Source organism: Micromonospora profundi (assembly GCF_011927785.1).
Classification (GTDB): Bacteria; Actinomycetota; Actinomycetes; order Mycobacteriales; family Micromonosporaceae; genus Micromonospora; species Micromonospora profundi.
This window is the reverse complement of record NZ_JAATJK010000001.1, coordinates 6,288,862-6,312,036: the sequence shown is the minus strand read 5'-3', so window position 1 is coordinate 6,312,036 and position 23,175 is coordinate 6,288,862. Positions and strand designations below refer to the sequence as shown.

Sequence of the window (23,175 nt, the reverse complement as noted above, 5' to 3'; positions counted from 1 at the left end):
ACGGGCCGGTCAGCGGCAGCCGCAGCCCGCCAGCGCGGCGGCGATCCGGTCCAGCGCCGGTTGAGCGGTGTCCGTGCCTCCGGGCACCTTGTCGGTGAGCACCGCGAAGGTGAGCAGCCGGCCGTCGACCGTGGTGACCAGGCCCGCGATGGCGTGCACGCCGGTCAGCGTGCCGGTCTTGGCCCGGACGGCGCCAGCTCCGGCGGCGGTGCCGGGAGCACCCCGGTAGCGGTCGTCCAGGGTGCCGGACCAGCCGCCCACCGGCAGGCCGCCGAAGACACCTGCCAGCTCCGGGTGGTCCGGGCTGGCGGCCAGCCGGATCAGATCGGTGAGCAGAGACGGGCTGATCCGGTTGCGGCGGGACAGCCCGCTGCCGTCGGAGAGGGTCATCTCGTCGGCGGGCAGGCCCAGCGCCGCCACCTCCGCGTCCATGGCCGCGGCGGCGCCGTCGAACGAGGCCGGTTGACTGCGGGCCAGCGCCACCTGGCGGGCGAGCGCCTCGGCCAGCAGGTTGTCGCTCTCGCTGATCATGATGTCCACCAGCCGGATCAACGGTGGGGACTGCACCGTACCCAGCTCGGTGCCGGGAGGCGGGGTGCCACCCGCGGCGGCGGCCAGGGCCGGAGCCGTACCCCGCTTGACGGTGCCGGCCGGCACGCCGAGCAGCCGGGCGAACGACCGGCCCGCGACGAGGTCGGGCTCGGTGACCCGTTCCGCGCCTCCGGGGTCGGCTCCCGGGTCGCGCCGCGCGCCGTCGGTCATCAGCGCGGTGACCGCACCGCCGTAGCCGCCGGTGGGGATGTCGGCGTCCCAGCCGGGGCCGTACACCGGGCCGGAGTAGATCGTCCCGTCGACGGTGACGCTCGTCGGGGCCGTGCCGCCGAGCGCGGTACGCACCTGTGCGGCCAGGTCGTCAAGGCGTGCCGCGCCCGGGTAGTAGCCCTTCTTGTCCACAGCGAGGGTCGGGTCACCGCCGCCGACGAGCACCACCTCGCCGGGCTTGTTGCCGGCCACCACCCGGGTGGGGATCCGGTGGCCGGGACCACGGGCGGCCAGCACTGTCACCGCTGTCGCCAACTTGGTCACCGAGGCGGGCACAGTCCCGTCGTCGGCGCCCTTGGCGAAGAGTGTCTGGCCGGAGGTCACGTCGGCCACCGAGACGTTCACCCGGTCACCCAGGGCTGCGGCACCGACTAGCGGGCCCAGCGCGGCCTTCACCCCGTCCGGGGCGGGCAGCGGAGCATTCGCGTCCGGCCCGGCCAGCACCTCCGACGGGTCGGGTTCCGGGGTGGCACCGGCCGCGACCGGCGTCGATGCGTCGTCCTCGCCCAGCCAGCCAGCCACCGGCCCAGGTCGGGCCACGACCACGCCGACGCCGGCGAGCACCATCAGCAGCACCGTGGCGAGCACGGCCAGAAGCCGTCCCCGGCGGCGCGGGCCGGTGGGCGCGGTGGGCGCGGTGGGCGGCTCGACGCCGGCCGGAGCCGGCAGCGCGGAGATCGGTGGGCCCAGCGGCGGTACGCCTGCGGGGGCGGTCGGTCGGTCACCGGCCGGCGGAGGGCCGGCCTGGGCAGGACCGCCCGGAGCAGGACCAGCCGGAGCGGAAGCGCCCGGAGCAGGACCGCCCGGAGCAGGACCACCTGGAGCGGGAGCGCCGGAGGCTGGGACGGGACCGCCTGAGGCGGGACTGGTCGGCACCACGGCACGGCCAGCCGCCGGGGCGCTGGCGGGCCGGTCGCCACCGAGAACCGGGAAGCGGCCGGTGTTCGGGCCGGCGGGCACCGAGCCGGGCGGGCTCCACGGCAGTGGCGCGGGCCGCTCGGAGGCCGACCCCGGTGCCGGAGGTGTCGGTTCGGAAGGCTGCGGGAGGTGGGCCTCGGGCACCGGCACCCGCCCGGTGGCGCCGCCGGAGCCGGATCGTCCGGTACCGCCTGCAGCGCTCCCGTCAGGGCGGTAGTGTGAATCTTCCCTCCCCACGACCCCCTCCTCCCCCAGCGAAAACCGGCTTGGGTGACACTACTTCGGTCCGAAGACTATGCGGCGGCCGGCGTCGGCGGGTGGGCATTCACCTGTCCGGGGAGCCGCCAGTGGTTTCCGTTAGCCAGCGTGGGCAGACGAGGGAGCGTGCAGATGGATTTCGACGTGACGGTTGAGATCCCCAAGGGTCACCGGAACAAGTACGAGGTGGACCACGCGACCGGCCGGATCCGGCTGGACCGCACCCTCTTCACGTCCACCCAGTACCCGGCCGACTACGGGTTCATCGAGGGCACCCTGGGCGAGGACGGCGACCCGCTCGACGCCCTGGTGCTGGTCCCCGAGCCGACCTTCCCGGGCTGCCTGATCAGGTGCCGCGCCATCGGCATGTTCCGGATGACCGACGAGAAGGGCGGGGACGACAAGGTCCTCTGCGTGCCCTACGAGGACCCCCGCCAGGAGCACCTGCGCGACATCCACCACGTGGGCGAGTTCGACCGGCTGGAGATCCAGCACTTCTTCGAGGTCTACAAGGACCTGGAGCCCGGCAAGTCGGTGGAGGGCGCGACCTGGGTCGGCCGCACCGAGGCCGAGGCCGAGATCCACGCCTCGTACCAGCGTGCCCGCGACGCCGAGGCGCGCGGCGAGACCCTGCACTGACGCACCCTGACGCACCGGGCCCGGGAGCCGCTCAGCCGAGCAGCCCCCGGGCCCTGTCGTACAGGTCGAGCACCGCGCAGGCGACCGGCACCACGGCGACCACGAGCGCCGTGTCGGTGAGGTCGGCGACCCTGCCGAGGTACGGCGAGACCGGCCGGCGGGCGTATCCGGTGCCGGCGGCCACGGCCACCAGGCCCAGCGCCGCACCGCCCAGGGCCAGCGCCAGCCGCCCGGTGCCATCGGCCCGATCGACGAGTACGGCGCCGAGCACCGCGTAGCCGGCCAGCCCGGCGAGCACCGTCGGCACCCGGTGCCGCAGCGCCACGAACAGTCGCGAGCGCAGCAGCAGCACGGCCGAGACCACCGCCACCAGCACCCGCCCGGCCGTGCCACCGGAGGTCCCGAGCACCGCCGCCGCGGCAACCACGAGCAGGGCGTGCCCGAGCAGCATCCCGGTGAGCATCTCCTCGGTACGGGCCACGGCCGCGTGCACCCGACCCCGATCCGGCAGGTCCCGGGCCCGCTCCGGCTCGCCGTTGGACGCGGTGGCCGGCAGGGTGATCGGCGGCAGCGGCAGCTTGCCCAACCGGATCGCCAGCAGCGGGATCGCGCCAACGGCGAAGACCAGGGCGCTGAGCAGCACCGCTGCCGTGCCGGCCGGGGTCAGCAGCAGCGCGCCGAGAGCCGCACCGGCGCCGACAAGGCCGACGGTGACGCCGGCTACGAAGACCCGCAGTCGACTTGCCACCCCGAGCAGCCCGAGCAGGGCCACCAGCAGCAGCGCCACCGAACCGGCAAGCAGTTCGGGAGCGCCGACCCAGCGTGCCAGCCCCAGTGGCCCGACCGGATCGCCCGAGCCGACCGCGAGGGCGCCGGCGACGAACGCGTACGGCAGGGCGTACCCGCCGAGTGTCGCCCCGGCCACGCCGTCGCCGTTGGCCCGGGAGGCGACCCCGCCGGCAACAGTGAGCAGCAGTGCCACGATCGTCGCAGCGAGCCAGCCGCTGCGGAGCGTCGGGCCGCTGACGAGCAGGGCGAGCAGCCCGACGGCGAGCGGCACCGCCGCACCGGCCAGGCCGGCGACCCGGGTGGCTGTGGGTGACCAGGCACCGCCGCGACGCCGGGCGCCGTCGGCGATCGCCTCCACCACGTCGTCGTACTCAAGCTCGGGCCAGTGGGTGTGGGCCGGCACCAGGTGCAGCACCTCGCCGTCGCGTACGCCCTGCGGCAGCAGCGCCTGAGCGGTCGCCAGCAGCGCGCCGTCGGTGCGCCGCAGCACCCAGCCGCCGTGCCGTTCGCCGTCGTCGGCCAGGCCCTCACCGGCGTGTCGGAGCACGTCGGGCAGCAGCTCCGCCAGCGGCGTCTGCTCCGGCAGTGCGACGTCCACCCGCCGCTGCGGCGCACTGATGGTGACGCGGGCCAGCCCTGCTGTCATCGACTGGTCTCCATATCGAGGGGGATCGGAGGCTGCGCGGACGACAGGACTTTACCTACGATGAGCCAGCCTCGGGTTACCCAGCGCTGTCAGGAGGCCGAGTGTCCACAGTCATCATCAAGCGTCCGCCGCGCCGGCCGGCACCGGAGATCCCCGCCGGTGACCTGCCGGTCGAGGCGCCGCCGGAGATCCCCGCGGTGACCGGTGGACGGTGGCAGCAGATGCTCATGCTGCTGCCCATGCTTGGCGGCACCGTGGCGATGGCGATGATGTTCGGCAGGGGTGGCGGCGCCTACTCGTACGTGGTGGGAGGGATGTTCGGGCTCTCCTCACTGGCGATGCTCGTGACGTCCTGGGGCAGCGCCTCGGGCATGCCGAAGAAGTCGGAGATGATGGCGGCCCGCCGGGAGTACCTGCGCCACCTGGCAACCCTGCGTCGCCGGGTCCGGCAGACGGCCGGGCAACAGCGGGCAGGGCTCTACTACCGGCACCCGGATCCGGGCCGCCTCTGGTCGACTGTGGACAGCCACCGGGTCTGGGAGCGGCGTCCCGCTGACCCGGACTTCGCTGTCGTACGGGTCGCCGTCGGGCCGCAGACGCTCGCCACCCCCCTTGTCCCACCGGTGACCCGGCCGCTTGAGGAGCTGGAGCCGATGACCGCAGGTGCGCTGCGCCGCTTCCTGGACGCGTACTCGGTGGTGCCGGAACTGCCTGTGGCCCTGTCGCTGCGCAGCTTCGCCCGGGTGCACGTGCGCAGCGGCACGGGCAGCACGCCGGCCACCGGCGGGCCGCACACCGGCGACCCGGCGGCGCAGTCCCTGGTCCGGGCCGTACTGACCCAGCTGGCGGTCTTCCACGCCGCCGACGAGTTGCTGATCGCGATCTGCGCGGGGCCGGAACGCCGAGCCGAGTGGGAGTGGGTGAAGTGGCTTCCGCACGCCCACCACCCCGTGCGCACCGACGCGCTCGGCGCGGTGCGGCTGGTCACCACCTCGGTCGCCGACCTGGAACGGCTGCTCGGCGACGTACTGGCAAGCCGCTCCCGGTTCAGCCCGGCCGGTACGGCCACAGACGGTCCGCACGTGGTGGTGGTCCTCGACGGCGGCGACCTGACCGGCGCCAGCGACCTGACAGGTGACGGCGGCATCGACGCGGTCACCGTTCTGGACCTGGAAACTCCGCCACCTCGCCTGCTCGACAGGTACGCGTTGCTGCTGGAGCTGCGCGGCCGGCGGCTGCACTCCTTCTCGATCGAGGGCCATGCGGAGGTGGGCATCGCCGATCAGCTCGACCTGACCGACGCCGAGGCGGTCGCCCGACGGTTGGCACCGCTGCGGCTCGCCGGCACGGCACGCGGTCCGGACGCGCCGCTGCACGCCGAGCTGGGCCTGCCGGAGCTGCTCGGTCTCGGCGACCCGGAGAGCTTCACCGCCGAGCAGGGCTGGGCACCCCGCTCGGCCCGGGACCGCCTGCGGGTGCCGATCGGGGTGGGCGCCGACGGAGGTGCCATCGAGTTGGACCTCAAGGAGTCCGCGCAGGACGGGATGGGTCCGCACGGCCTGCTCATCGGCGCGACCGGCTCCGGCAAGTCCGAGCTGCTCCGCACGCTGGTGCTGGGCTTGGCCGCCACGCACAGCTCCGAGCAGCTCAACTTCGTCCTTGTCGACTTCAAGGGCGGCGCCACCTTCGCCCCGTTCGGCAGGCTGCCGCACACCGCCGCGGTGATCACCAACCTGGCCGACGCGCTGCCGCTTGTCGACCGGATGGTCGACGCGATCAACGGCGAGCTGGTACGCCGGCAGGAGCTGCTGCGCCGGGCCGGCAACTTCGCAAGCGTGCGCGACTACGAGCGTGCCCGTGCCGCCGGCACCCCGCTGGCCCCGTTGCCGTCGCTGCTGCTGATCTGCGACGAGTTCTCCGAGCTGCTCTCCGCCAAGCCCGACTTCATCGACCTGTTCGTCCAGATCGGCCGGTTGGGTCGGTCGCTCGGCGTGCACCTGCTGCTCGCCAGCCAGCGCCTGGAGGAGGGCCGGCTGCGCGGCCTCGACACCCACCTGTCGTACCGGATCGGGCTACGCACGTTCTCCGCGCTGGAGTCCCGTACGGTCCTCGGCGTGCCGGACGCGCACGAGCTGCCCCGCTCACCGGGCCACGGCTACCTGCGCGCCGGCACCGACCCACTGGCCCGGTTCAAGGCCGCGTACGTCTCCGGCGCGGTCCGCCGCCGGGCCACGTCGGCGAGTGCCGCAGCCGGGGCGGATGCGCGTCTGCTCACCTTCACCACCCACACGGTGCCGCTGCCGGAGCCGGCCACTCTGGCGCTGCCGATGGTGGCCGAGGACGAGAGCAGCCGGGAGACCCTGCTCGACCTGCTTGTCGACAGGCTCGTCGGGCAGGGTCCGCCCGCGCACCAGGTCTGGCTTCCGCCGCTCGGTGAGCCGCCCGCCCTGGACGAACTGCTCGGCACGGTCGAGGTGGATCCGGCGCGCGGGCTCACGGTGGGCAACCCCGAGCTGCACGGCGCGCTCGGCGTGCCGGTGGCAATGGTGGACCGGCCGTTGGAGCAGCGCCGCGATCTGCTCTGGCTGGCGCTGGACGGCGCGGCCGGGCACGTCGCGGTGATCGGCGCGCCGCAGAGCGGCAAGTCCACGGCGCTGCGGACGTTGATCTGCGCGCTGGCGCTCACCCACACCCCGGCCGAGGTGCAGGTCTACTGCCTCGACTTCGGCGGCGGTGGCCTGGCGGCACTGCGGGACCTGCCACATGTGGGCGGGGTGACGGGTCGGGCCGATCCGACCGCCGTTCGGCGAACCGTCGGCGAGATGACCACGCTGTTGGCCGAGCGGGAGCGCCGCTTCGACGAGCTGGGCGTGGAGTCGATGTCGGCGTACCGGCAGCGTCGGGCCGCCGTGGGCGCGGCCAGCCAGCCGGGAGCGGACCCGTTCGGCGACGTGTTCCTGGTGATCGACGGCTGGAGCACCGTCCGTGGCGAGTACGACGATCTGGAGCCCCTGGTCACCGACCTGGCCACCCGCGGCCTGTCGTACGGGGTGCACGTCGTCGCGACGGCGCTGCGCTGGCTGGATTTCCGTCCGGCGATCCGGGACCTGTTCGGCTCCCGGCTGGAGCTGCGCCTCGGCGACCCGGCGGATTCGCTTGTGGCGCGGAGGGCAGCGGCGAACGTGCCGGAGCAGCCCGGGCGGGGTGTGACGGCCGAGAGCCTGCACTTCCTGACCGCGCTGCCGCAGCTCACCGCCGAGGGCGGGGACACCACCGATCTGGTCAAGCGGGTCGCCGACAGTTGGACCGGCCCTGCCGCGCCCCGGGTGCGGGTCCTTCCGCCCGTGTTGCCGTACACCGAACTGGATCTCGCCGCGGCGACCGGGCTGCGGCTGCCGATCGGGATCGCCGAGGCGGACCTGCGTCCGGTGCTGCTCGACTTCGCGACCGAGCCGCACTTCGTGGTCTTCGGCGACGCGGAGTGCGGCAAGTCGTCGTTCCTGCGGGCGTTGGCCACCTCGATCATCACCCGGTTCACGCCCGAGCAGGCCCGGGTGATCCTTGTCGACTATCGACGCAGCCTGCTGGACGCCATCGAGACGCCACACCTGATCGGGTACGGCACCGCGGCGGCGCACACCGCCGACCTGGTCGAGTCGGCCGCCGGCTATCTGGAGCGGCGGGCCGCCGGCCCGGAGGTCACTCCGCAGCAGTTGCGCGACAGGTCCTGGTGGTCGGGGCCGGAGCTGTTCGTGCTCGTCGACGACTACGACCTGGTGGCTGCCGGTCCGGCGAACCCGTTGCGGGCGCTGGAGGAGCACCTGCCACACGCCCGGGACGTCGGGCTGCACCTGGTGCTGGCCCGCCGCACGGGCGGGGCGGGCCGGGCCCAGTACGAGCCGATCGTGCAGCGGCTGCGGGAACTGTCGACAGCCGGTCTGGTGATGGCGGGAAGCCCGGACGAGGGCGCGCTCGTCGGGCCGGTGCGGCCCGGCCCGCTGCCGCCGGGTCGTGGTCGGCTGGTCACCCGGCGAGAGGGTGTACGCCTCGTTCAGCTCGCCCACCTGCCGCCACCATGACCCGTCTTCGCGGTTCCTCCCGGGACGGGTGGGGAAACCGGTAATCTCCGATCGTCATGGTTCCGTCGGGGTGAATGGCTGGGGATGTGACTGGGGTTCGGCACAGCTGTCCGGCTGCGGCCCGGCGGGTCGCCGGCCGGGCGCTGCTCGGTGTGGCGGCGGCCCTCGCCGTCGCGGCGCCGACCGCCGTGCCCTTCGCCGCGTCCGTCGAGGCTCCCACCGCCGGCGGGCAGCTCGCCGGCGCGCCGATGGCGTTCGCCCCCGGCGATGTCGTCACCCGTACCGACCAGGTCCGCGACGAGCAGTGGCAGCTCGACGAGTTGCGCGCCGAGACGGCCTGGCGCACCTCGACCGGCCGGGGCGTGACAGTCGCTGTGGTCGACTCCGGAGTGGACGGCTCTCATCCCGACCTTGTCGGCCAGGTGCTGCGCGGTGTGGACCTGGTTGGTCCCGCAGGCGGCGCCGGTCCGGACCCGGTGGGCCACGGCACGACAGTCGCGGGCCTGATCGCCGGGCGCAAGGACGACAAGCGGGGCGTGGTCGGCCTTGCTCCGGACGCCCGGATCCTGCCGGTGCGGGTTCTCGACGAGGATAACCGCTACGACGACGCGCTGATCGTCGCCAAGGGGGTCCGGTGGGCTGTCGACAACGGCGCCCGCGTGATCAACTTGTCGCTTGGTGGCAGCGGCGACAGCCCGGCCCTGGCAGCGGCTCTCGACTACGCCTTCGCCCGGGACGTGGTGGTGGTCGCCTGCACCGGCAACCTGGCCACCTCGACCAACTCGAAGGTCTGGTACCCGGCCCGCGAGCCAGGTGTGATCGCGGTCGCCGGCCTCGACGGTGGCAGCGACAACCTGTGGTCCGGGTCGATCACCGGTCGGGCGACGGTGCTCACCGCCCCCGCGACCGGCCTGGTCGGCGCCCGACCTCCCACCGGCTACTGGCGGGTGCAGGGCACGAGCTTCGCCGCACCCCTGGTGGCGGCCACCGCCGCGCTGGTCCGGTCGCGCTATCCGCAGATGCCCGCCGGTGAGGTGGTCAACCGGCTGCTGGCCACCGCCCGGGACCTCGGCCCGACCGGTCGCGACGATCGTTTCGGGTACGGGGTGGTCGACCCGGTGGCCGCGCTGACCGCTGAGGTGCCGCCGGTGACAGCCAACCCGCTCGACGATCAGACGTCGCCGGGTGTGGTCGGCTTCGGCCCGGCGCCGGGCACTGCCGACGACGACCCGGTGGAGGGCGCCGGCAGCGACCCCCTCGGATTCACCGCCCCACGGCAGCAGACGGGGTGGACGGCCCGACCGGCGGGTCTGGCCGAAGACTCCCCGCCGGAGCAACTGTGGACGGGTGCTGTGCTGCTGGCCGCCCTGGTCACGGGCGCGGCCCTGATGGTGCGCCGCATCCGTCAGCGCACCCGCTGATCGGCAGGGCTGAGCACCGGCCGAGCGGGGTAGATCTCCCCCTATGAGCACGTCCGGCACTCGTACCCTCGAAGCCGCCAGGCCACCGTCCTGGCGGCGTCGCCGTCTCGACCCGGACCACGCGCGGGGTCTGCGGCTGACCCTTGCGGCGACGGCGGCGTTCCTCGTGCTGGTGCCGTTCTCCCTGCTCGCCCTGCTGGTGCTGCGGGCCTGGACGCCGCTGCGCCGGGTGGACGAGGCGGTCACCGAGGCTCTGCACGCCTACGCGCTCGACCACCCGGCCTGGGTCACCCTGATGCGGGTCTGGACCGACGTGTTCGCGCCCATGCCGCTGCGGGCCGTCGCCCTGCTCGTGGTGATCTGGCTGCTGCGCCGGGGTGCCCGCCGGCTCGCCCTCTGGGTGACGACCACCATGGTGGTCGGTGGATCGCTCGGTCCGCTGCTCAAGCTGCTCGTCGGTCGGGACCGGCCGGAGCTGCTCGACCCGGTGGCACGGGCCGCCGGCTACTCGTTCCCCTCCGGGCACGCGCTTAACGCCGCCCTGGCCGCCGGGGTGCTCCTTGTGGTGTTCCTGCCGTACGTCGGACGCGCGGCGGCGCGGGTCGCGCTCTGGGTCGCCGCCGCCCTGATCGCGGTGGTGACCGGGCTGAGCAGGGTGGCGCTCGGTGTGCACTTCACGAGTGACGTCGTCGGCGGCTGGCTACTCGGCCTGGCGGTGATCGCGGCGACCGCCGCCGCGTTCACGATCTGGCGGGCACACACCGGTCCCCGGCCGGTCCACCGCGATGGCGGCGGCGATGTCGGGGCCGCCGAGGCCGACAAACGGTCTACCGGCGGCTGAGACGCCCGCAGGGGGCCACCCTCAGGTGCACTCGCCGGTGGAGACGGCCCGATTGCGCTCGGCGCCGGCCAGCGCCACCGGACGAGCCTCGGCGGCGGTCACCGCGAAGCCCGTGTTGGGATCGTCGGCCGCCGCCGCGAAGATCACACCGAGCACCAGGCCGTTGGCGGAGAGCAGCGGGCCACCGGAGTTGCCGCTGCGCACAAGCGCCCGGATCGTGTAGACCTCCCGCGTGACGTCGCCGGAAGAGTAGATGTCCGGTCCCTTGATCTTGTCGACGTCACGGATCCGCGCCGACTGCGCGTTGTACGGGCCGTCGAGCGGGAAGCCCAGCACGATGGCGTCCGAGCCGCTGCCCGCGTTGCCAGCGGCGAATCGCATCGACGGGCCGGGCAGCCCCGGCACCAGCAGCACGGCCAGGTCCCTGTTGGGGTCGTAGACCACCACCTGACCGTCGTACCGCTCCCCACCCAGTTCCACCGCCACCGAACGGGTGCCGGCGACCACGTGCGCGTTGGTCATGACCCGGTCGTCGGCGTAGACGAACCCGGAGCCCTCGATGCGGCGCGAGCAGCTGGGCGCGGAACCGAGCACCTTGACCACCGACCGCTGGCCGTTGACCACCACCTGGGAGCCGGCCAACGCCGGGTCGGGCGGGTCGACCTGCCGGGCCCGGGTGGGCGCGAGGTCACCGAAGACGTCCGGGAAACCGTCGGTGTCGACGGTGTCCTCAAGCGCTGTGGAGAGCCGGTGTGCCTGCTCCGGCAGGATCCCGTTCACCACCGTGATCACGGTGCTGTTGCGCACCGCTGCCGCGAGCCAGGGGACCGATGACGAACCGAGTGGTACGGCGACCAGCCAGGCGAGCAGCAGCACCGCGAACAGTGAGACGAACGCCCCGCCGACGTCGTCGATCCGCCTGCCGACCTGGCTGGTGATCGTCTTACGCAGGTGCGAGCCGAGCCAGCCGGCGAGCGCCTGGCCGATCACCGCCAGTCCGAAGATCGCCACCAGGGAGACCAGCACCCGGGTGCCGGCATCCACGAACTGCCGGGCGAACAGCGGCCCGACCTGGAGGCCGAGGAGCAGACCCAGGAAGAATCCGGACAACGACGTGACGCCGATGACGAAACCCTGGCGGTATCCGCTGATCGCGAACACGAGCATGAGCAGCAGTAGGACGAGATCCACGACGGACACGGGTCAAGCGTACGGGCAGTGCGCCCGCCAGATGACCATCGCTTGCGGAAGGTGACCGCGTGGTCAGCGCAGGGCGGTTTCGTCGACCTCGTCGGTGCCGGCCGACGGCGCCGGTGTCACCCCGGTCGGCGGCAGATCCACCACCCGGTTTCGCGGCCACGGGCGGGCCCAGCCGCCCATCTCCAGCAGTGTGGCTATCACCCCGGCGGTGAACCCCCAGACGAGCATGCCGCGCGCCGAGAACGCCGGGCCGATCCAACCGCTGGAGTGACGCACCCGCATCCGGTTGGCCGGGTCGACAAGTTCGCTGACCGGCAACCGGGCCACGTGCGCCACCTCGGCGGGTTCCCGGGGGTGCACCGGGTGCGGATCGTGCCACCAGGCCAGCACCGGCGTGACCACGAAGTCGCTCACCGGTATCCACAGCTTCGGCAGCTCGGCCAGCACTGTCACGCTTGCCGGGTCCAGGCCGACCTCTTCGTTCGCCTCGCGCAGCGCGGTAGCGCGTACGTCGGCGTCCTCCGGGTCGGCTGCGCCGCCGGGAAAGGCCGGCTGGCCTGCGTGATTGCGCAGGTTGGCGGCCCGTTGCAGCACCAGCACGTCGGGCCCCACACCGGGCTGCTCACCGAGCAGCACCAGCACGGCGCTCTCCCGACCACCCTCGGCGGGGGTGGTCAGCCGGGTGAAGTCCTCGGCGCGGGCGGTGCCCAGCCGGGTCAGCAGCGGCTCGATCCACTCGGGCGGTCGACGGGTCACGCCGACACCTTCAGGCCGAGGTGCGTGCGGACCAACGTGGCGAGTTGGGCGTCGTCGAGCGCGCCCGTGGCGTCGATGTGCCGGATCCGCCGGTCGGCGTCGACGAAGAGGGTCAGCGGGAAGGCGTTGCGGTTCAACTCGCGTTGCAGGGCGTCGCCCTGGTCCACCAGGATCGGGAACCGTACGCCGTAGTCCTCACCGATGGACTGGGCACCGCGCCGGCTGTCCCGGGTGTTGACCCCGACGACCTGGAGCTGACCGTCGGCACGTTCGCTGAGTCGCTGGAAGGCGGGCAGCTCCTTGCGGCACGGCCCACACCAGGACGCCCAGATGTTGATCACGGCGGGGCCGGCGACGGACCGCAGCTCGACCGGAGCGCCCCCGGTGAAGCAGGCCAGTGTCAGCTCCGGCAGCACCTCACCGCGAGGTGACGTTCCCGTGCCTGAGGCCGGCGACGCGGACGGCGTCGTGCCCGAGTCGGGCGACGCCGAGGCTGTCGTGCCCGAGGCCGGCGACGCGGAGGCCGTTGCACCGGGGCTCGTCGTGCCGGCTCCGGGCGACCCGGCCCCGGGCGGCGTGCTCAGCGCCGCGCAGTCCTCGAACGGCGACGGGCGCTCGGCGGCGACAGGCCTCGGCGCGGGGTCGTCGTCGGTAGTGCCACCGGTGCAGCCTGCGACGGCAAGCAGCAGCGGCAGGGCGAGCAGGGCGAGACGCCGGTTCACGGCACCTCCGCGGCGACCGCCTGGGCGGGCACCAGTTCCGGGTCGACACCGGCGGCCACCGCCAGGTCGCGTGCCCGACGGCCCTTGAGCAGCTTGGCGGCGGCGGTCGGCTCGGTCGGGCCGGTGCCGTACGACGGGCAGAGCTTCGCGAGCGTGCACGCGCCACACGCGGGCTTGCGGGCGTGACAGACCCGTCGCCCGTGGAAGATGATCCGGTGCGACAGCATTGTCCAGTCACGCTTCTCGTACAGCGCGCCGATCGCGTGCTCGATCTTGACGGGGTCTGTCTCGGCGGTCAGCCCCCACCGGTGGACCAGTCGCTGGAAGTGCGTGTCGACGGTGATCCCGGGGACGTCGAAGGCGTTGCCGAGGATGACGTTCGCGGTCTTGCGACCGATCCCGGGGAGCGTCACCAGGTCGGCGAGGCGGCCGGGGACCTGGCCGTCGTACCTGTCGACAAGGGCCTGCCCGAGCTTGAGCAGCGAGTCGGTCTTGTTCCGGTAGAAGCCGGTGGGCCGGATCAGCTCCTCCATCTCGCCCCGATCCGCAGCGGCGTACGCGGCTGCGCTCGGGTAGCGGGCGAAGAGCTTCGGGGTGACCTCGTTGACCTTCTTGTCGGTGCACTGCGCGGAGAGGATCGTGGCGACGGCCAACTCCAGGGCGTTGGAGTGGTCCAGCTCACAGTGCGCGTCGGGGTGCGTCTCGGCCAGCACCCGACCGATCTTGCGGGCACGGCGTTTGCGCCCGAGGTCGGTCTCGCTGGCACCGGGAGGACTACTGGTCACGACGGCCAGCCTACGTCGCCGCCCGGACGTTCCTGCTCGGGTCAACCGGCGGTAGGCGCGGAGATCTTGCCGTCGGTGTCGAACCGGGCGCCGGTCTTGGGAAAGTCGGTGCGACTCAGCTCCGTGATCAGGCCCAGACCCCTGTCGTCCGGGTCCATCGTCGGCTTGCCCGCGGAGTTCATGTACGTCGAGGTGAACGAGCCGCCGGCCCAACTGCCGTCGGGCTTGAGGGACACCTTCAACACGCCGCCCCAGCCGAGCCGCCCGGCGTTGCTCAGCGAGTTACCGCCACCGGCGAAGTTGCCCAGGCTGTAGGCGATCAGGCGCCCCTTGTAGAACTCCATACCGCGCAGCACGTGCGGCCCGTGCCCGACGATCAGATCCGCACCGGCGTCGATCATGGCTCGCGAGAACTTCACGGGGTCGCCCCGGTTCTCGCCGAGGAACATCTCGGTACCCGGCTTCACCCGGGTCTTGTCGGCACCTTCGCCGCCCATGTGCACCTGCACCACCACCAGGTCGGCCATGGTGGCCGCCTTGGCGACGACAGCCTTGGCCTTGGCGATGTCGACGAGGCTGTTGGACCAGACGTACGACGAGAAGCCGGCCACCGCCACCTTGACGCCCTTGACCTCCACCACGGTGATCTGGTTCGGCGCGCCGGTGTGCTCCAGGTCGTACTTCTCCAGCGCCTTCTGGGTGTTCTCGTAGCCCTTCGGGCCGTAGTCGTAGCCGTGGTTGTTCGCCTGGTTGAGCAGGTTGAAGCCGGCGTCACGCAGGTGTGCGGCGTACTCCGGCGGAGCCCGGAACTGGAAGCACCGGGTCGAGTTGGCGCCGCACTTGCCGGTGCCGGTGTCCACGGTCAGCGGCTCCTCCAGGTTGCCCATGACGAGGTCCGCCTTGAGTGCCCGGGTCACCGAGTCGAAGAAGCCCTTACCGCCACCGGCGGGCAGCCGGTTCGGAGCGTTGCCCATGATGATGTCGCCGGTCGCGGAGAGCGAGATCGCGTCCCCATCGGGCGCCGGGGCGTCACCGCCGGCCTTCGGGCCGTCCGTGGTCACCGGCGCCCCGGTGCCACCGCCGCCGATGCCCGGCTGCCAGACCGGGGCCTCTGCGGTCTCGGCGCAGCCGGCTACGAGAAGGGCAGCCAGCAGCGCGGCGAGGCCGAGGGCGACGCGGCGGTGTGGGCGGGGCGCGAGGGGGGCGGAAGCGTACATCGTTCGCGAGGCTACCGGCCCGTAAACTCGCCGACGAGGGCCGATCGGTCGAAGTTTCAGCCCGTCAGCCTGTCCGACCAGGGCACGACGGTCCGTTCGCCGCCGGCACGCACCGCGGCGTGGACCGCTCGGGCCAGCGGGCCGCCCCAGGTGGAGCGCGGCCCGCCGTACGCGGCCTCCGGCCCGTCCACCGGGCAGAGCACTGTGACCGCGTCGGTGGGAGTGCCGGTTCCGGCCAGCCCCAGCTCGCTTATCGCCTGGGTCTTCGCCTCGGTGGCGGTGGCAACGGCGTTCACCAGAGCGGAGTCGGCGAGCCGCGCCGGCACGTACACCACGATGTTGACGGTGCCGACGTGCTGCGTGAGCGCGGTGACCGCCGGCGCGGCGGCGGGCACCGGCGTGCCGAGCCCGACGGTCGCCCAGGCCCGCACCCCGGTGTCGGTCCGGGCCACCACCTCGGTCACGTCCACGCCGGTCAGCAGACCGACCCCGGGCCCGTCGAGGGCCAGGTCCGCGGCGAGCGCGCTCAGGTGAGCGGCAGGGTCTTCCCGGTCGTACGACATGGGCACCGTCGCGTTCAGCACCCAGTGCCGCACGCCGATTCCACCGCCGAGCGGGCCACTGCTGACCGCTCGCAGCGGGCCGTCGGCACGCCAGACGAGCAGCGGAATATGCCGCCCGTCCTCGGGGCGGCTGGTCAGAGTCGGCTCGGTCAGCACGTCGGGCAGGTTACGCCCACCGATCAAGATTCCAGGGGCGACCTCTGATTCATGCTCATGTGCGCCTAGACTTGGCGGCGCGCGAGGGGATCAGCGGACGGCGGACCCGGCCGACGGACGGCACGCGCAACCGGAGGTGCGCGATGGATGAGGTACTGGCCCGCAGCGGGATCTTCCAGGGTGTCGACCCGGAAGCTGCCGAGGCGCTCGCCAAGGAGATGGAGACGATCGAGGTCCGCAAGGGCGAGATCGTCTTCAATGAGGGCGAGCCCGGTGACAGTCTCTATATCCTGCTGTCCGGGAAGATCAAGGTTGGCCGCCGCGCGGCTGACGGGCGGCAGAACCTGATCGCGGTGATGGGGCCGTCGGACATGGTCGGTGAGCTGTCGCTCTTCGACCCGGGTCCGCGTACGGCGACCGCCACCGCGGTGACCGACACCCGGCTGGTACGGCTGCGCAAGCAGGCGCTGCGGCCGTGGCTGAACAACCGCCCGGAGATCGCCGAGCAGCTGCTCCGGGTTCTGGCACGGCGGCTGCGCCGGACCAATGACTCGCTCGCCGACCTGATCTTCACGGACGTGCCGGGCCGGGTCGCCAAGAACCTGCTCCAGATGGCCGGCCGGTTCGGCACCCGCGACGGTGGCGTCCTGCGGGTGACGCACGACCTCACCCAGGAGGAGATCGCCCAGCTCGTCGGCGCCTCCCGCGAGACGGTGAACAAGGCGCTCGCCGACTTCGCCTCGCGTGGCTGGCTGCGGCTGGACGGCAAGAGCATCATCATCCTCGACCCGGAGCGCCTGGCCCGCCGCGCCCGCGTCTGAGCGCTACGTCCCGTCCCCGCCTTCCGTCACCGACGGACGGCGGGGACGTTTCGTCTGCCCGACGATGCCTTGGCCGACGTGTACCTCGACCAGGTGACGGCCCTCGGTCCATGGTCCGTGCTCAAGGGCGGGTCGGGCACCGGGAAAGGTCCGTGCTCAAGGGCGGGTCGGGCACCGGGAAAGGTCCGTGCTGCCTGTAGAGCTGCCCCGAATGTGGGGCGAGGGCGACGCGACTCAGTCGAGACGGGACGCGACTCAGGGGCCCCTGAGTCCGACTGGATAGGCGAGCACGACCAGGACTCCTTCGTCTGAAGACAGAGGGCCACTCGACTGGCCCGCTCGCCGGGCAACCAACCACCCAGGACCCCCGCCGGTGACGTCGGCACCTGCCCCATCCGTGGGGCAGCTCTACAGGAGCTGCCGCACACAGGTCCCATCCCCTCCCGTCCCGCCCCGTCCCGCCCCGCTCCGCCCCGCTCCGCCCCGCTCCGCCCACGCCGAGCGCCACAAAAAAGTCAGTCTTGACTGTTTGTTTCTGAGCCGGCAGGCTGTGCCGCATGTCAGCCGCATCGACGCGCGTCCCGCAGCAGGAGCGCAGTCGCGCCACCCAGGCCCGTCTGCTGGAGGCGACAGTCGACTGCCTGATCGAGCACGGCTGGTCCGGCACCACGACCACCGTCGTCGCCGCCCGGGCCGGTGTCTCACGAGGCGCGCAGCTGCACCACTACCCCACGAAGGCAGCCCTGGTCACGGCCGCTGTCGCCCACCTCGCCGAACGCCGGGCCGACGAGTTGCGCACCGAGGCGGAGGCCCTGCCCGCCGGCCCGCAGCGGCTGGACCGGGTGATCGATCTGCTCGCCGCCGCGTTCACCGGGCCGCTCTTCGTGGCCGCGCTCGAACTCTGGGTCGCCGCCCGTACCGACCGGGAGCTTCGCGACGCCCTGATGCCGCTGGAGGCGATGGTCGGCCGGGAGATGCACAGGCTCACCGTTTCGCTGCTCGGCGTCGACGAGCGCCGACCCGGCGTCCGGGAGGCGGTGCAGGCCACCCTCGACCTGCTCCGCGGGCTCGGCGTGGCAAACCTGCTCAGCGACGACTCGGCCCGCCGCACCGCGCTCCTCGTCACCTGGAAGCGCCAGCTCGCCACCCTGCTCACGCCCTGACCACCGGCCGCACCGGCCCGCACCGACCGGAGGCACAATGGTCGACCTCACCGACCTGCTCGCGGATCTCGCCGACGAGTCCGCCCACCTGGACGCCCTGGTGGCCCCGCTGCCGGCTGTCGACTGGGCACGCCCGACCCCGGCGCCCGGCTGGAGCATCGGCCACCAGATCGCCCACCTCGCCTGGACCGACCACGTGGCGGTGTTGGCAGCCACCGACGCCGAGGCGTTCTACGCGACGGTGATGAACGCTCCGGACCCGTCCCGCCTGGTCGACGACGGCGCGGAGGAGTTCCTCGCGCCGCCCGCCGACCTGCTCGCCCGCTGGAGGGCCGGCCGAGCTGCGCTCGCCGACGCGCTCGCGGCGGTCCCGGCCGGCGAGAAACTGCCGTGGTACGGCACCCGGATGTCGGCCACCTCCATGGCGACCGCCCGGATCATGGAGACCTGGGCGCACGGCGAGGACGTGGCCGACGCGCTCGGTGTGGTCCGCCCCGCCTCCGACCGGCTCCGGCACGTGGCACACCTCGGTGTGCGTACCCTCGGGCACGGTTTTGCCGCCCAGGGCCGACAGGTGCCGACGGCGCCGGTCCGGGTCGAGTTGGCCGGCCCCGGCGGCGACACGTGGGTCTGGGGTCCGGCGGACGCCTCCGATCGGCTGACCGGTCCCGCTCGGGACTTCTGCCTGCTTGTCACCCAGCGTCGGCACCGCGCGGATCTCGCCCTGCTGGCGACCGGCCCGGTCGCCGACGAGTGGCTCGACGTGGCGCAGGCATTCGCAGGCCCGCCCGGCGCCGGTCGCGAGCCGGCCGGCCGGAACGGAGCCGCCGCGTGATCCGCATCGGCAACGCCTCGGGCTTCTACGGCGACCGGTTCGCCGCCTGGCAGGAGATGATCGACGGCGGCGACCTGGACGTGCTGACCGGCGACTACCTGGCCGAGCTGACAATGCTCATCCTCGGCCGTGACCGGATGCGCGACCCCGACCTGGGGTACGCGAAGACCTTCCTTCGCCAGTTGGAGACCTGCCTCGGCACGGCCCTCGACCGGGGAGTGCGGATCGTGACGAACGCCGGCGGGCTGAACCCGGCCGGCCTGGCCGCCGCAGTCGAAGCCCTCGCCGGTCGGCTGGGCGTGCCGGTGCGCGTCGGGTACGTCGAGGGCGACGCGCTCCAGCGGCCCGACGCGCTGACCGCGAACGCCTACCTCGGCGCGTTCGGGATCGCCGCCTGCCTCGACGCCGGGGCGGACGTCGTGGTCACCGGTCGGGTGACCGACGCGTCGCTTGTGGTCGGTCCGGCCATCGCCCGGTACGGGTGGGGTCGCGACGCCTTCGACGAGCTGGCCGGGGCGACCGTCGCGGGGCACCTCCTGGAGTGTGGCGCGCAGGTCACCGGCGGCAACTTCAGCTTCTTCACCGAACTGCCCGACGGCGCTCGCCGGCCCGGTTTCCCGATCGCCGAGGTGCACCCGGACGGCTCGGCGGTGCTCACGAAGCACCTGGGCACCGGCGGTGCGGTCACTGTGGAGACGGTCACCGCACAGCTGCTCTACGAGGTGGGCGGGCCGGCGTACCTGGGGCCGGACGTCGTCACCCGACTGGACTCGGTGACGCTGAGCCCCGACGGGCCGGACCGGGTCCGCATCTCCGGCGTCCGGGGCACTCCGCCGCCGGCGACGCTGAAGGTGGGCGTCAACAACCTCGGTGGCTTCCGCAACTCGATGACCTTCGTCCTCTGTGGGCTGGACATCGAGGCCAAGGCGGCACTGGTCCGAGGTCAGATGGTGGAGGCGGTGGGCAAGGAAGGGCTGGAGTTCACACTGGCCCGGACCGACCACCCGGACGCCGTCGACACGGAGGCGGCAAGCGCCCTGCTCCACGTACACCTGCGCGACACCGACCGTACGCGGGCCGGGCGGGCCTTCTCGGCCGCCGCGGTGGAGCTGGCACTGGCGTCGTACCCGGGCTGCACGCTCACCACCCTGCCGGGCGACGCGACGCCGTACGGCGTCTTCACCGCCGACACCGTCCCGCAGGACGAGGTGTCGCACGTGGCGGTGCTGCCAGGAGGCGAGCGGGTGCCGATCGCTCCCCCGAGCCACACCGTCCCCGCGCCGCCCCCGGATGGGGAGGCTTCGCCGGGCGACGCGGCGGCGGCCGACGCGGTGACGGGCCACGGCCCGACCCGCCGCGGCGCGCTCGGAGAGCTGGTCGGCGCCCGCTCCGGAGACAAGGGCGGCGACGCCAATCTGGGTGTCTGGGCACGCTCCGACGACGGGTACGCGTGGCTGCGCGGCTGGCTGACCGTCGAACGGCTTGCGGAACTGCTTCCGGAGACGGCGTCGCTTGTGGTGCGGCGGTACGAGCTGCCGAACCTCCGTGCCGTCAACTTCGTGATCGAGGGCCTGCTCGGAGCGGGTGTGGCCGCGTCCACCCGGTTCGACCCGCAGGCCAAGGCGCTCGGTGAGCTGCTGCGCTCCCGGCTCGTCGACCTGCCGGCGGGCGTGCCGGCAGGTCCTTCGGCAGCGGGCAGGGAGACGGCGGCATGAGCATCGTGGACACCCCGGAGCGGCGGCAACTGCGCGAGCTGACCCGATCCTTCGTGACCCGGGAGGTGCTGCCGCACCTGGACGACTGGGAGAAGGCCGGCGAGGTGCCGAGGGCCCTGCACGCCAGCGCCGCGAAGCTCGGGCTGCTCGGCATCGGCTTCCCCGAGTCGGTCGGCGGCAGCGGCGGTGACCTGCTCGACTCGATCATCGTGACCGAGGAGGTGATTCGCTCCGGCGGGTCGTCCGGCCTGATCGCGGCCCTGTTCACGCACGGCATCGCGCTGCCGCACATGGTGGCGGCGGCGGGCGTGGGCATCGGCGGCTCGCTTGGCGGCATGCTCGGCGGCACCTCGACGCCCGGCGACGACGACCTCGTCCAGCGGTACGTCCGGCCCACGCTGGCCGGCACGATGATCGGGGCGTTGGCGATCACCGAGCCGGACGGCGGTTCGGACGTGGCGGGCATCCGCACCACGGCCCGCCGCGACGGCGACCACTACGTCGTGAACGGGTCGAAGACGTACATCACCAGCGGGCATCGGGCCGACTTCGTGACGACTGCTGTCTGCACCGGTTTCCCCGGCAGCGGCTCGATCTCCCTGCTGGTCATCGACAAGGACAGCCCCGGGTTCACTGTCGGACGTCGGCTGGAGAAGCTGGGCTGGCACTGCTCGGACACCGCCGAGTTGTCGTTCGTCGACGTACGGGTGCCGGTGGCGAACCGGATCGGCGAGGAGGACACCGGCTTCCTGGCGATCATGCAGAACTTCGCCGCGGAGCGGCTTTCGCTCGCCACCCAGGCGTACGCCACAGCGCAGCGCTGCGTCGAGCTGGCCGTGCGCTGGTGCCGCGACCGGGAGACCTTCGGGCGTCCGCTGGCCAGCCGGCAGGTGGTCCGGCACCGGCTGGCCGAGATGCACACCCGTGCCGAGGCGGCGCGGGCGTACGTGCACGAGGTCGCGGTCCGGGTGGCGGCCGGCGAGCCGGTGGTGACCGAGGTGGCGATGGCCAAGAACGTGGCGGTGGCCGCCTGCGACCAGGTCGTCGACCAGGCGTTGCAGCTGCACGGAGGGTTCGGCTACATGCGTGACGCCGAGGTGGAGCGGCACTACCGCGACGCCCGGCTCCTCGGTATCGGCGGCGGTGCCACCGAGATCATGAATGAGATCATCGTGAAGGGGATGGGCCTGTGACCACACTGGACACCTCGGTCGACCCGTCAGCGCCCGGCTTCGTGGCGAACCGGGCAGCGCTGCTGGAGCGGCTCGCCGAGTTGGACGCGGCGCTGGACCAGGCCCGCGGGGGCGGTGGCGAGAAGTACGTGACCCGGCACCACAAGCGGGGCAAGCTGCTGGCCCGGGAGCGCATCGAACTGCTGCTCGACGCGGACAGCCCGTTTCTGGAGCTGTCGCCGGTGGCGGCGTACGGCACTGACTTTCCGGTGGGCGCCAGCGTGGTGACCGGCATCGGCGTGGTCGAGGGCGTGGAGTGCCTGATCGTTGCCAACGACCCGACGGTACGCGGTGGCGCGGTCAACCCGTGGTCGCTCGCCAAGACCCGGCGGGCCGGCGAGATCGCACTGGCCAACCGGCTGCCGATGGTCAACCTTGTCGAGTCGGCCGGTGCGGACCTACCGACCCAGGCGGAGATCTTCATTCCGGGCGGGCGGGTGTTCCGCGACCTGACCCGGCTCTCCGCGGCGAAGATCCCCACTGTCAGCGTGGTCTTCGGCAACGCCACTGCGGGTGGCGCGTACGTGCCTGGGATGTCCGATCACGTGATCATGATTCGGGACCGGTCGCAGGTCTACCTGGCCGGGCCGCCGCTGGTGAAGATGGCCACGGGTGAGGTCACCGACGACGAGTCGCTTGGCGGCGCGGCCATGCACGCCGGCACGTCCGGGCTTGCCGATCATCTGGCCTCCGACGAGCGGGACGGCATCCGGTTGGCCCGGCAGTGCGTACGCCGGCTCAACTGGCACAAGTCGGGTCCGTCGCCGCGTACGGCTGTGCCGCAGCCACCGAAGTACGACCCGGAGGAGCTGCTCGGCATCGCCAGCGCCGACCTGAAGGTGCCGTTCGATCCCCGCGAGGTGCTGGCCCGGATCCTCGACGGCAGCGACTTCGACGAGTTCAAGCCGACGTACGGGGACGCGCTTGTCACCGGCTGGGGTGAGCTGCACGGCTACCCGGTGGGTGTGCTCGCCAACGCCCGGGGTGTGCTGTTCAGCGAGGAGGCGCAGAAGGCGGCGCAGTTCATCCAGCTCGCGAACACCTCGAACACCCCGCTGATCTTCCTGCAGAACACCACCGGCTACATGGTGGGCACTGAGTACGAGCAGCGCGGCATCATCAAGCACGGCGCGCTGATGATCAACGCGGTGTCCAACTCGACGGTGCCGCACCTGACGGTGAACCTCGGCGCGTCGTACGGGGCCGGCAACTACGGCATGTGCGGTCGCGCGTACGACCCGAGGTTCCTGTTCACCTGGCCGAACGCGAAGTCGGCGGTGATGGGCCCGGCGCAGCTCGCCGGTGTGCTCTCGATCGTGGCCCGGCAGGCCGCTGCCGCGCGGGGGCGCGACTACGACGAGGAGTCCGACGCGGCGATGCGGATGATGGTCGAGCAGCAGATCGAGTCGCAGTCCGGTGCGCTCTTCCTGTCCGGCCGGCTCTACGACGACGGGGTGATCGACCCGCGCGACACCCGTACCGTCCTCGGGCTCTGCCTCTCGGCGATCCACAGTGCACCGGTGAAGGGCGCCGACGGCTTCGGCGTCTTCCGGATGTAGCCCCCGTGAGCACGAGGAAAGCAGCGAACCGCAATCCC

General features: G+C 72.7%; 18 protein-coding genes. 10 read left to right on the top strand and 8 right to left on the bottom strand.

Features of this window, described 5'->3' with window-relative positions:
• Positions 1-9: 9 nt before the first annotated feature.
• On the bottom strand, positions 10-1,491 hold the full coding sequence (dacB, locus tag F4558_RS28220) for a D-alanyl-D-alanine carboxypeptidase/D-alanyl-D-alanine endopeptidase (protein WP_376767603.1): 1,482 nt from the start codon (positions 1,489-1,491) through the stop codon (positions 10-12).
• 639 nt (positions 1,492-2,130) lie between these two features.
• Between dacB and F4558_RS28215 the strand changes: the two genes are divergently transcribed.
• A complete protein-coding gene (locus tag F4558_RS28215; protein ID WP_053654810.1) occupies positions 2,131-2,637 on the top strand; it encodes an inorganic diphosphatase in 507 nt (168 codons plus the stop codon).
• Between the two features lie 31 nt (positions 2,638-2,668).
• Here the strand turns inward: F4558_RS28215 and eccD are convergent, their stop codons facing one another.
• The gene (eccD, locus tag F4558_RS28210) at positions 2,669-4,072 is read right to left on the bottom strand and encodes a type VII secretion integral membrane protein EccD (RefSeq protein ID WP_167946722.1); all 1,404 of its coding nucleotides are present in this window, start codon (positions 4,070-4,072) and stop codon (positions 2,669-2,671) included.
• Positions 4,073-4,173: 101 nt separating this feature from the next.
• Between eccD and eccCa the strand changes: the two genes are divergently transcribed.
• The 3 genes from eccCa (at position 4,174) to F4558_RS28195 (ending at position 10,413) form a co-directional block, all read left to right on the top strand.
• Positions 4,174-8,151, top strand: coding sequence for a type VII secretion protein EccCa (eccCa, locus tag F4558_RS28205; protein ID WP_167946720.1), 3,978 nt, complete (start codon positions 4,174-4,176; stop codon positions 8,149-8,151).
• A 74-nt stretch (positions 8,152-8,225) separates the two neighbouring features.
• Positions 8,226-9,572: a type VII secretion-associated serine protease mycosin gene (gene mycP, locus F4558_RS28200; RefSeq protein ID WP_167946718.1), complete on the top strand. Its 1,347-nt coding sequence runs from the start codon at positions 8,226-8,228 to the stop codon at positions 9,570-9,572.
• Positions 9,573-9,615: 43 nt separating this feature from the next.
• Complete coding sequence (locus tag F4558_RS28195; protein ID WP_167946716.1) at positions 9,616-10,413, top strand: phosphatase PAP2 family protein; 798 nt, start codon at positions 9,616-9,618, stop codon at positions 10,411-10,413.
• A gap of 21 nt (positions 10,414-10,434) precedes the next feature.
• Here the strand turns inward: F4558_RS28195 and F4558_RS28190 are convergent, their stop codons facing one another.
• The 6 genes from F4558_RS28190 to F4558_RS28165 all read right to left on the bottom strand — a co-directional run bounded on the left by F4558_RS28190 (position 10,435) and on the right by F4558_RS28165 (position 15,812).
• Entirely contained in the window at positions 10,435-11,613 is a 1,179-nt protein-coding gene (locus tag F4558_RS28190; protein WP_053654818.1) for a MarP family serine protease, read from the bottom strand.
• 63 nt (positions 11,614-11,676) lie between these two features.
• Positions 11,677-12,369: an NUDIX hydrolase gene (locus tag F4558_RS28185; RefSeq protein WP_167946714.1), complete on the bottom strand. Its 693-nt coding sequence runs from the start codon at positions 12,367-12,369 to the stop codon at positions 11,677-11,679.
• On the bottom strand, positions 12,366-13,091 hold the full coding sequence (locus F4558_RS28180) for a TlpA family protein disulfide reductase (RefSeq protein ID WP_053654822.1): 726 nt from the start codon (positions 13,089-13,091) through the stop codon (positions 12,366-12,368). The genes F4558_RS28185 and F4558_RS28180 overlap by 4 nt, the downstream gene beginning before the upstream one ends.
• The gene (gene nth / locus F4558_RS28175) at positions 13,088-13,876 is read right to left on the bottom strand and encodes an endonuclease III (protein WP_312877407.1); all 789 of its coding nucleotides are present in this window, start codon (positions 13,874-13,876) and stop codon (positions 13,088-13,090) included. Before nth ends, F4558_RS28180 begins: the two co-directional genes overlap by 4 nt.
• A 41-nt stretch (positions 13,877-13,917) precedes the next feature.
• A complete protein-coding gene (locus tag F4558_RS28170) occupies positions 13,918-15,093 on the bottom strand; it encodes a CapA family protein (RefSeq protein WP_053654825.1) in 1,176 nt (391 codons plus the stop codon).
• A 56-nt stretch (positions 15,094-15,149) separates the two neighbouring features.
• Positions 15,150-15,812: an adenosylcobinamide amidohydrolase gene (locus F4558_RS28165; protein WP_053655067.1), complete on the bottom strand. Its 663-nt coding sequence runs from the start codon at positions 15,810-15,812 to the stop codon at positions 15,150-15,152.
• 143 nt (positions 15,813-15,955) lie between these two features.
• Here F4558_RS28165 and F4558_RS28160 point away from each other — a divergent pair, with 143 nt between their 5' ends.
• The 6 genes from F4558_RS28160 to F4558_RS28135 all read left to right on the top strand — a co-directional run bounded on the left by F4558_RS28160 (position 15,956) and on the right by F4558_RS28135 (position 23,137).
• A complete protein-coding gene (locus F4558_RS28160; RefSeq protein ID WP_007466162.1) occupies positions 15,956-16,633 on the top strand; it encodes a Crp/Fnr family transcriptional regulator in 678 nt (225 codons plus the stop codon).
• A 557-nt stretch (positions 16,634-17,190) separates the two neighbouring features.
• Complete coding sequence (locus F4558_RS28155) at positions 17,191-17,796, top strand: TetR/AcrR family transcriptional regulator (protein WP_053654827.1); 606 nt, start codon at positions 17,191-17,193, stop codon at positions 17,794-17,796.
• 37 nt (positions 17,797-17,833) lie between these two features.
• Positions 17,834-18,631, top strand: a complete 798-nt coding sequence (locus F4558_RS28150) for a TIGR03084 family metal-binding protein (RefSeq protein WP_053654829.1) — start codon at positions 17,834-17,836, stop codon at positions 18,629-18,631.
• A 56-nt stretch (positions 18,632-18,687) separates the two neighbouring features.
• Positions 18,688-20,346, top strand: coding sequence for an acyclic terpene utilization AtuA family protein (locus F4558_RS28145; protein WP_245242434.1), 1,659 nt, complete (start codon positions 18,688-18,690; stop codon positions 20,344-20,346).
• Positions 20,343-21,539: an acyl-CoA dehydrogenase family protein gene (locus F4558_RS28140; protein WP_167946708.1), complete on the top strand. Its 1,197-nt coding sequence runs from the start codon at positions 20,343-20,345 to the stop codon at positions 21,537-21,539. The genes F4558_RS28145 and F4558_RS28140 overlap by 4 nt, the downstream gene beginning before the upstream one ends.
• Positions 21,536-23,137 (top strand): acyl-CoA carboxylase subunit beta, encoded by a 1,602-nt coding sequence (locus tag F4558_RS28135; RefSeq protein ID WP_053654833.1) that lies wholly within the window; start codon positions 21,536-21,538, stop codon positions 23,135-23,137. The genes F4558_RS28140 and F4558_RS28135 overlap by 4 nt, the downstream gene beginning before the upstream one ends.
• Positions 23,138-23,175 lie beyond the last annotated feature (38 nt).

Bases quoted from the DNA above. Each gene is read 5' to 3' on its own strand.
- mycP (WP_167946718.1), top strand. From the start codon at position 8,226: ATGGCTGGGGATGTGACTGGGGTTCGGCACAGCTGTCCGGCTGCGGCC.
- F4558_RS28160 (WP_007466162.1), top strand. From the start codon at position 15,956: ATGGATGAGGTACTGGCCCGCAGCGGGATCTTCCAGGGTGTCGACCCG.
- F4558_RS28195 (WP_167946716.1), top strand. From the start codon at position 9,616: ATGAGCACGTCCGGCACTCGTACCCTCGAAGCCGCCAGGCCACCGTCC.
- F4558_RS28170 (WP_053654825.1), bottom strand. From the start codon at position 15,093: ATGTACGCTTCCGCCCCCCTCGCGCCCCGCCCACACCGCCGCGTCGCC.
- F4558_RS28140 (WP_167946708.1), top strand. From the start codon at position 20,343: ATGAGCATCGTGGACACCCCGGAGCGGCGGCAACTGCGCGAGCTGACC.
- F4558_RS28155 (WP_053654827.1), top strand. From the start codon at position 17,191: ATGTCAGCCGCATCGACGCGCGTCCCGCAGCAGGAGCGCAGTCGCGCC.
- F4558_RS28215 (WP_053654810.1), top strand. From the start codon at position 2,131: ATGGATTTCGACGTGACGGTTGAGATCCCCAAGGGTCACCGGAACAAG.
- F4558_RS28145 (WP_245242434.1), top strand. From the start codon at position 18,688: ATGATCGACGGCGGCGACCTGGACGTGCTGACCGGCGACTACCTGGCC.
- F4558_RS28150 (WP_053654829.1), top strand. From the start codon at position 17,834: ATGGTCGACCTCACCGACCTGCTCGCGGATCTCGCCGACGAGTCCGCC.
- eccD (WP_167946722.1), bottom strand. From the start codon at position 4,072: ATGACAGCAGGGCTGGCCCGCGTCACCATCAGTGCGCCGCAGCGGCGG.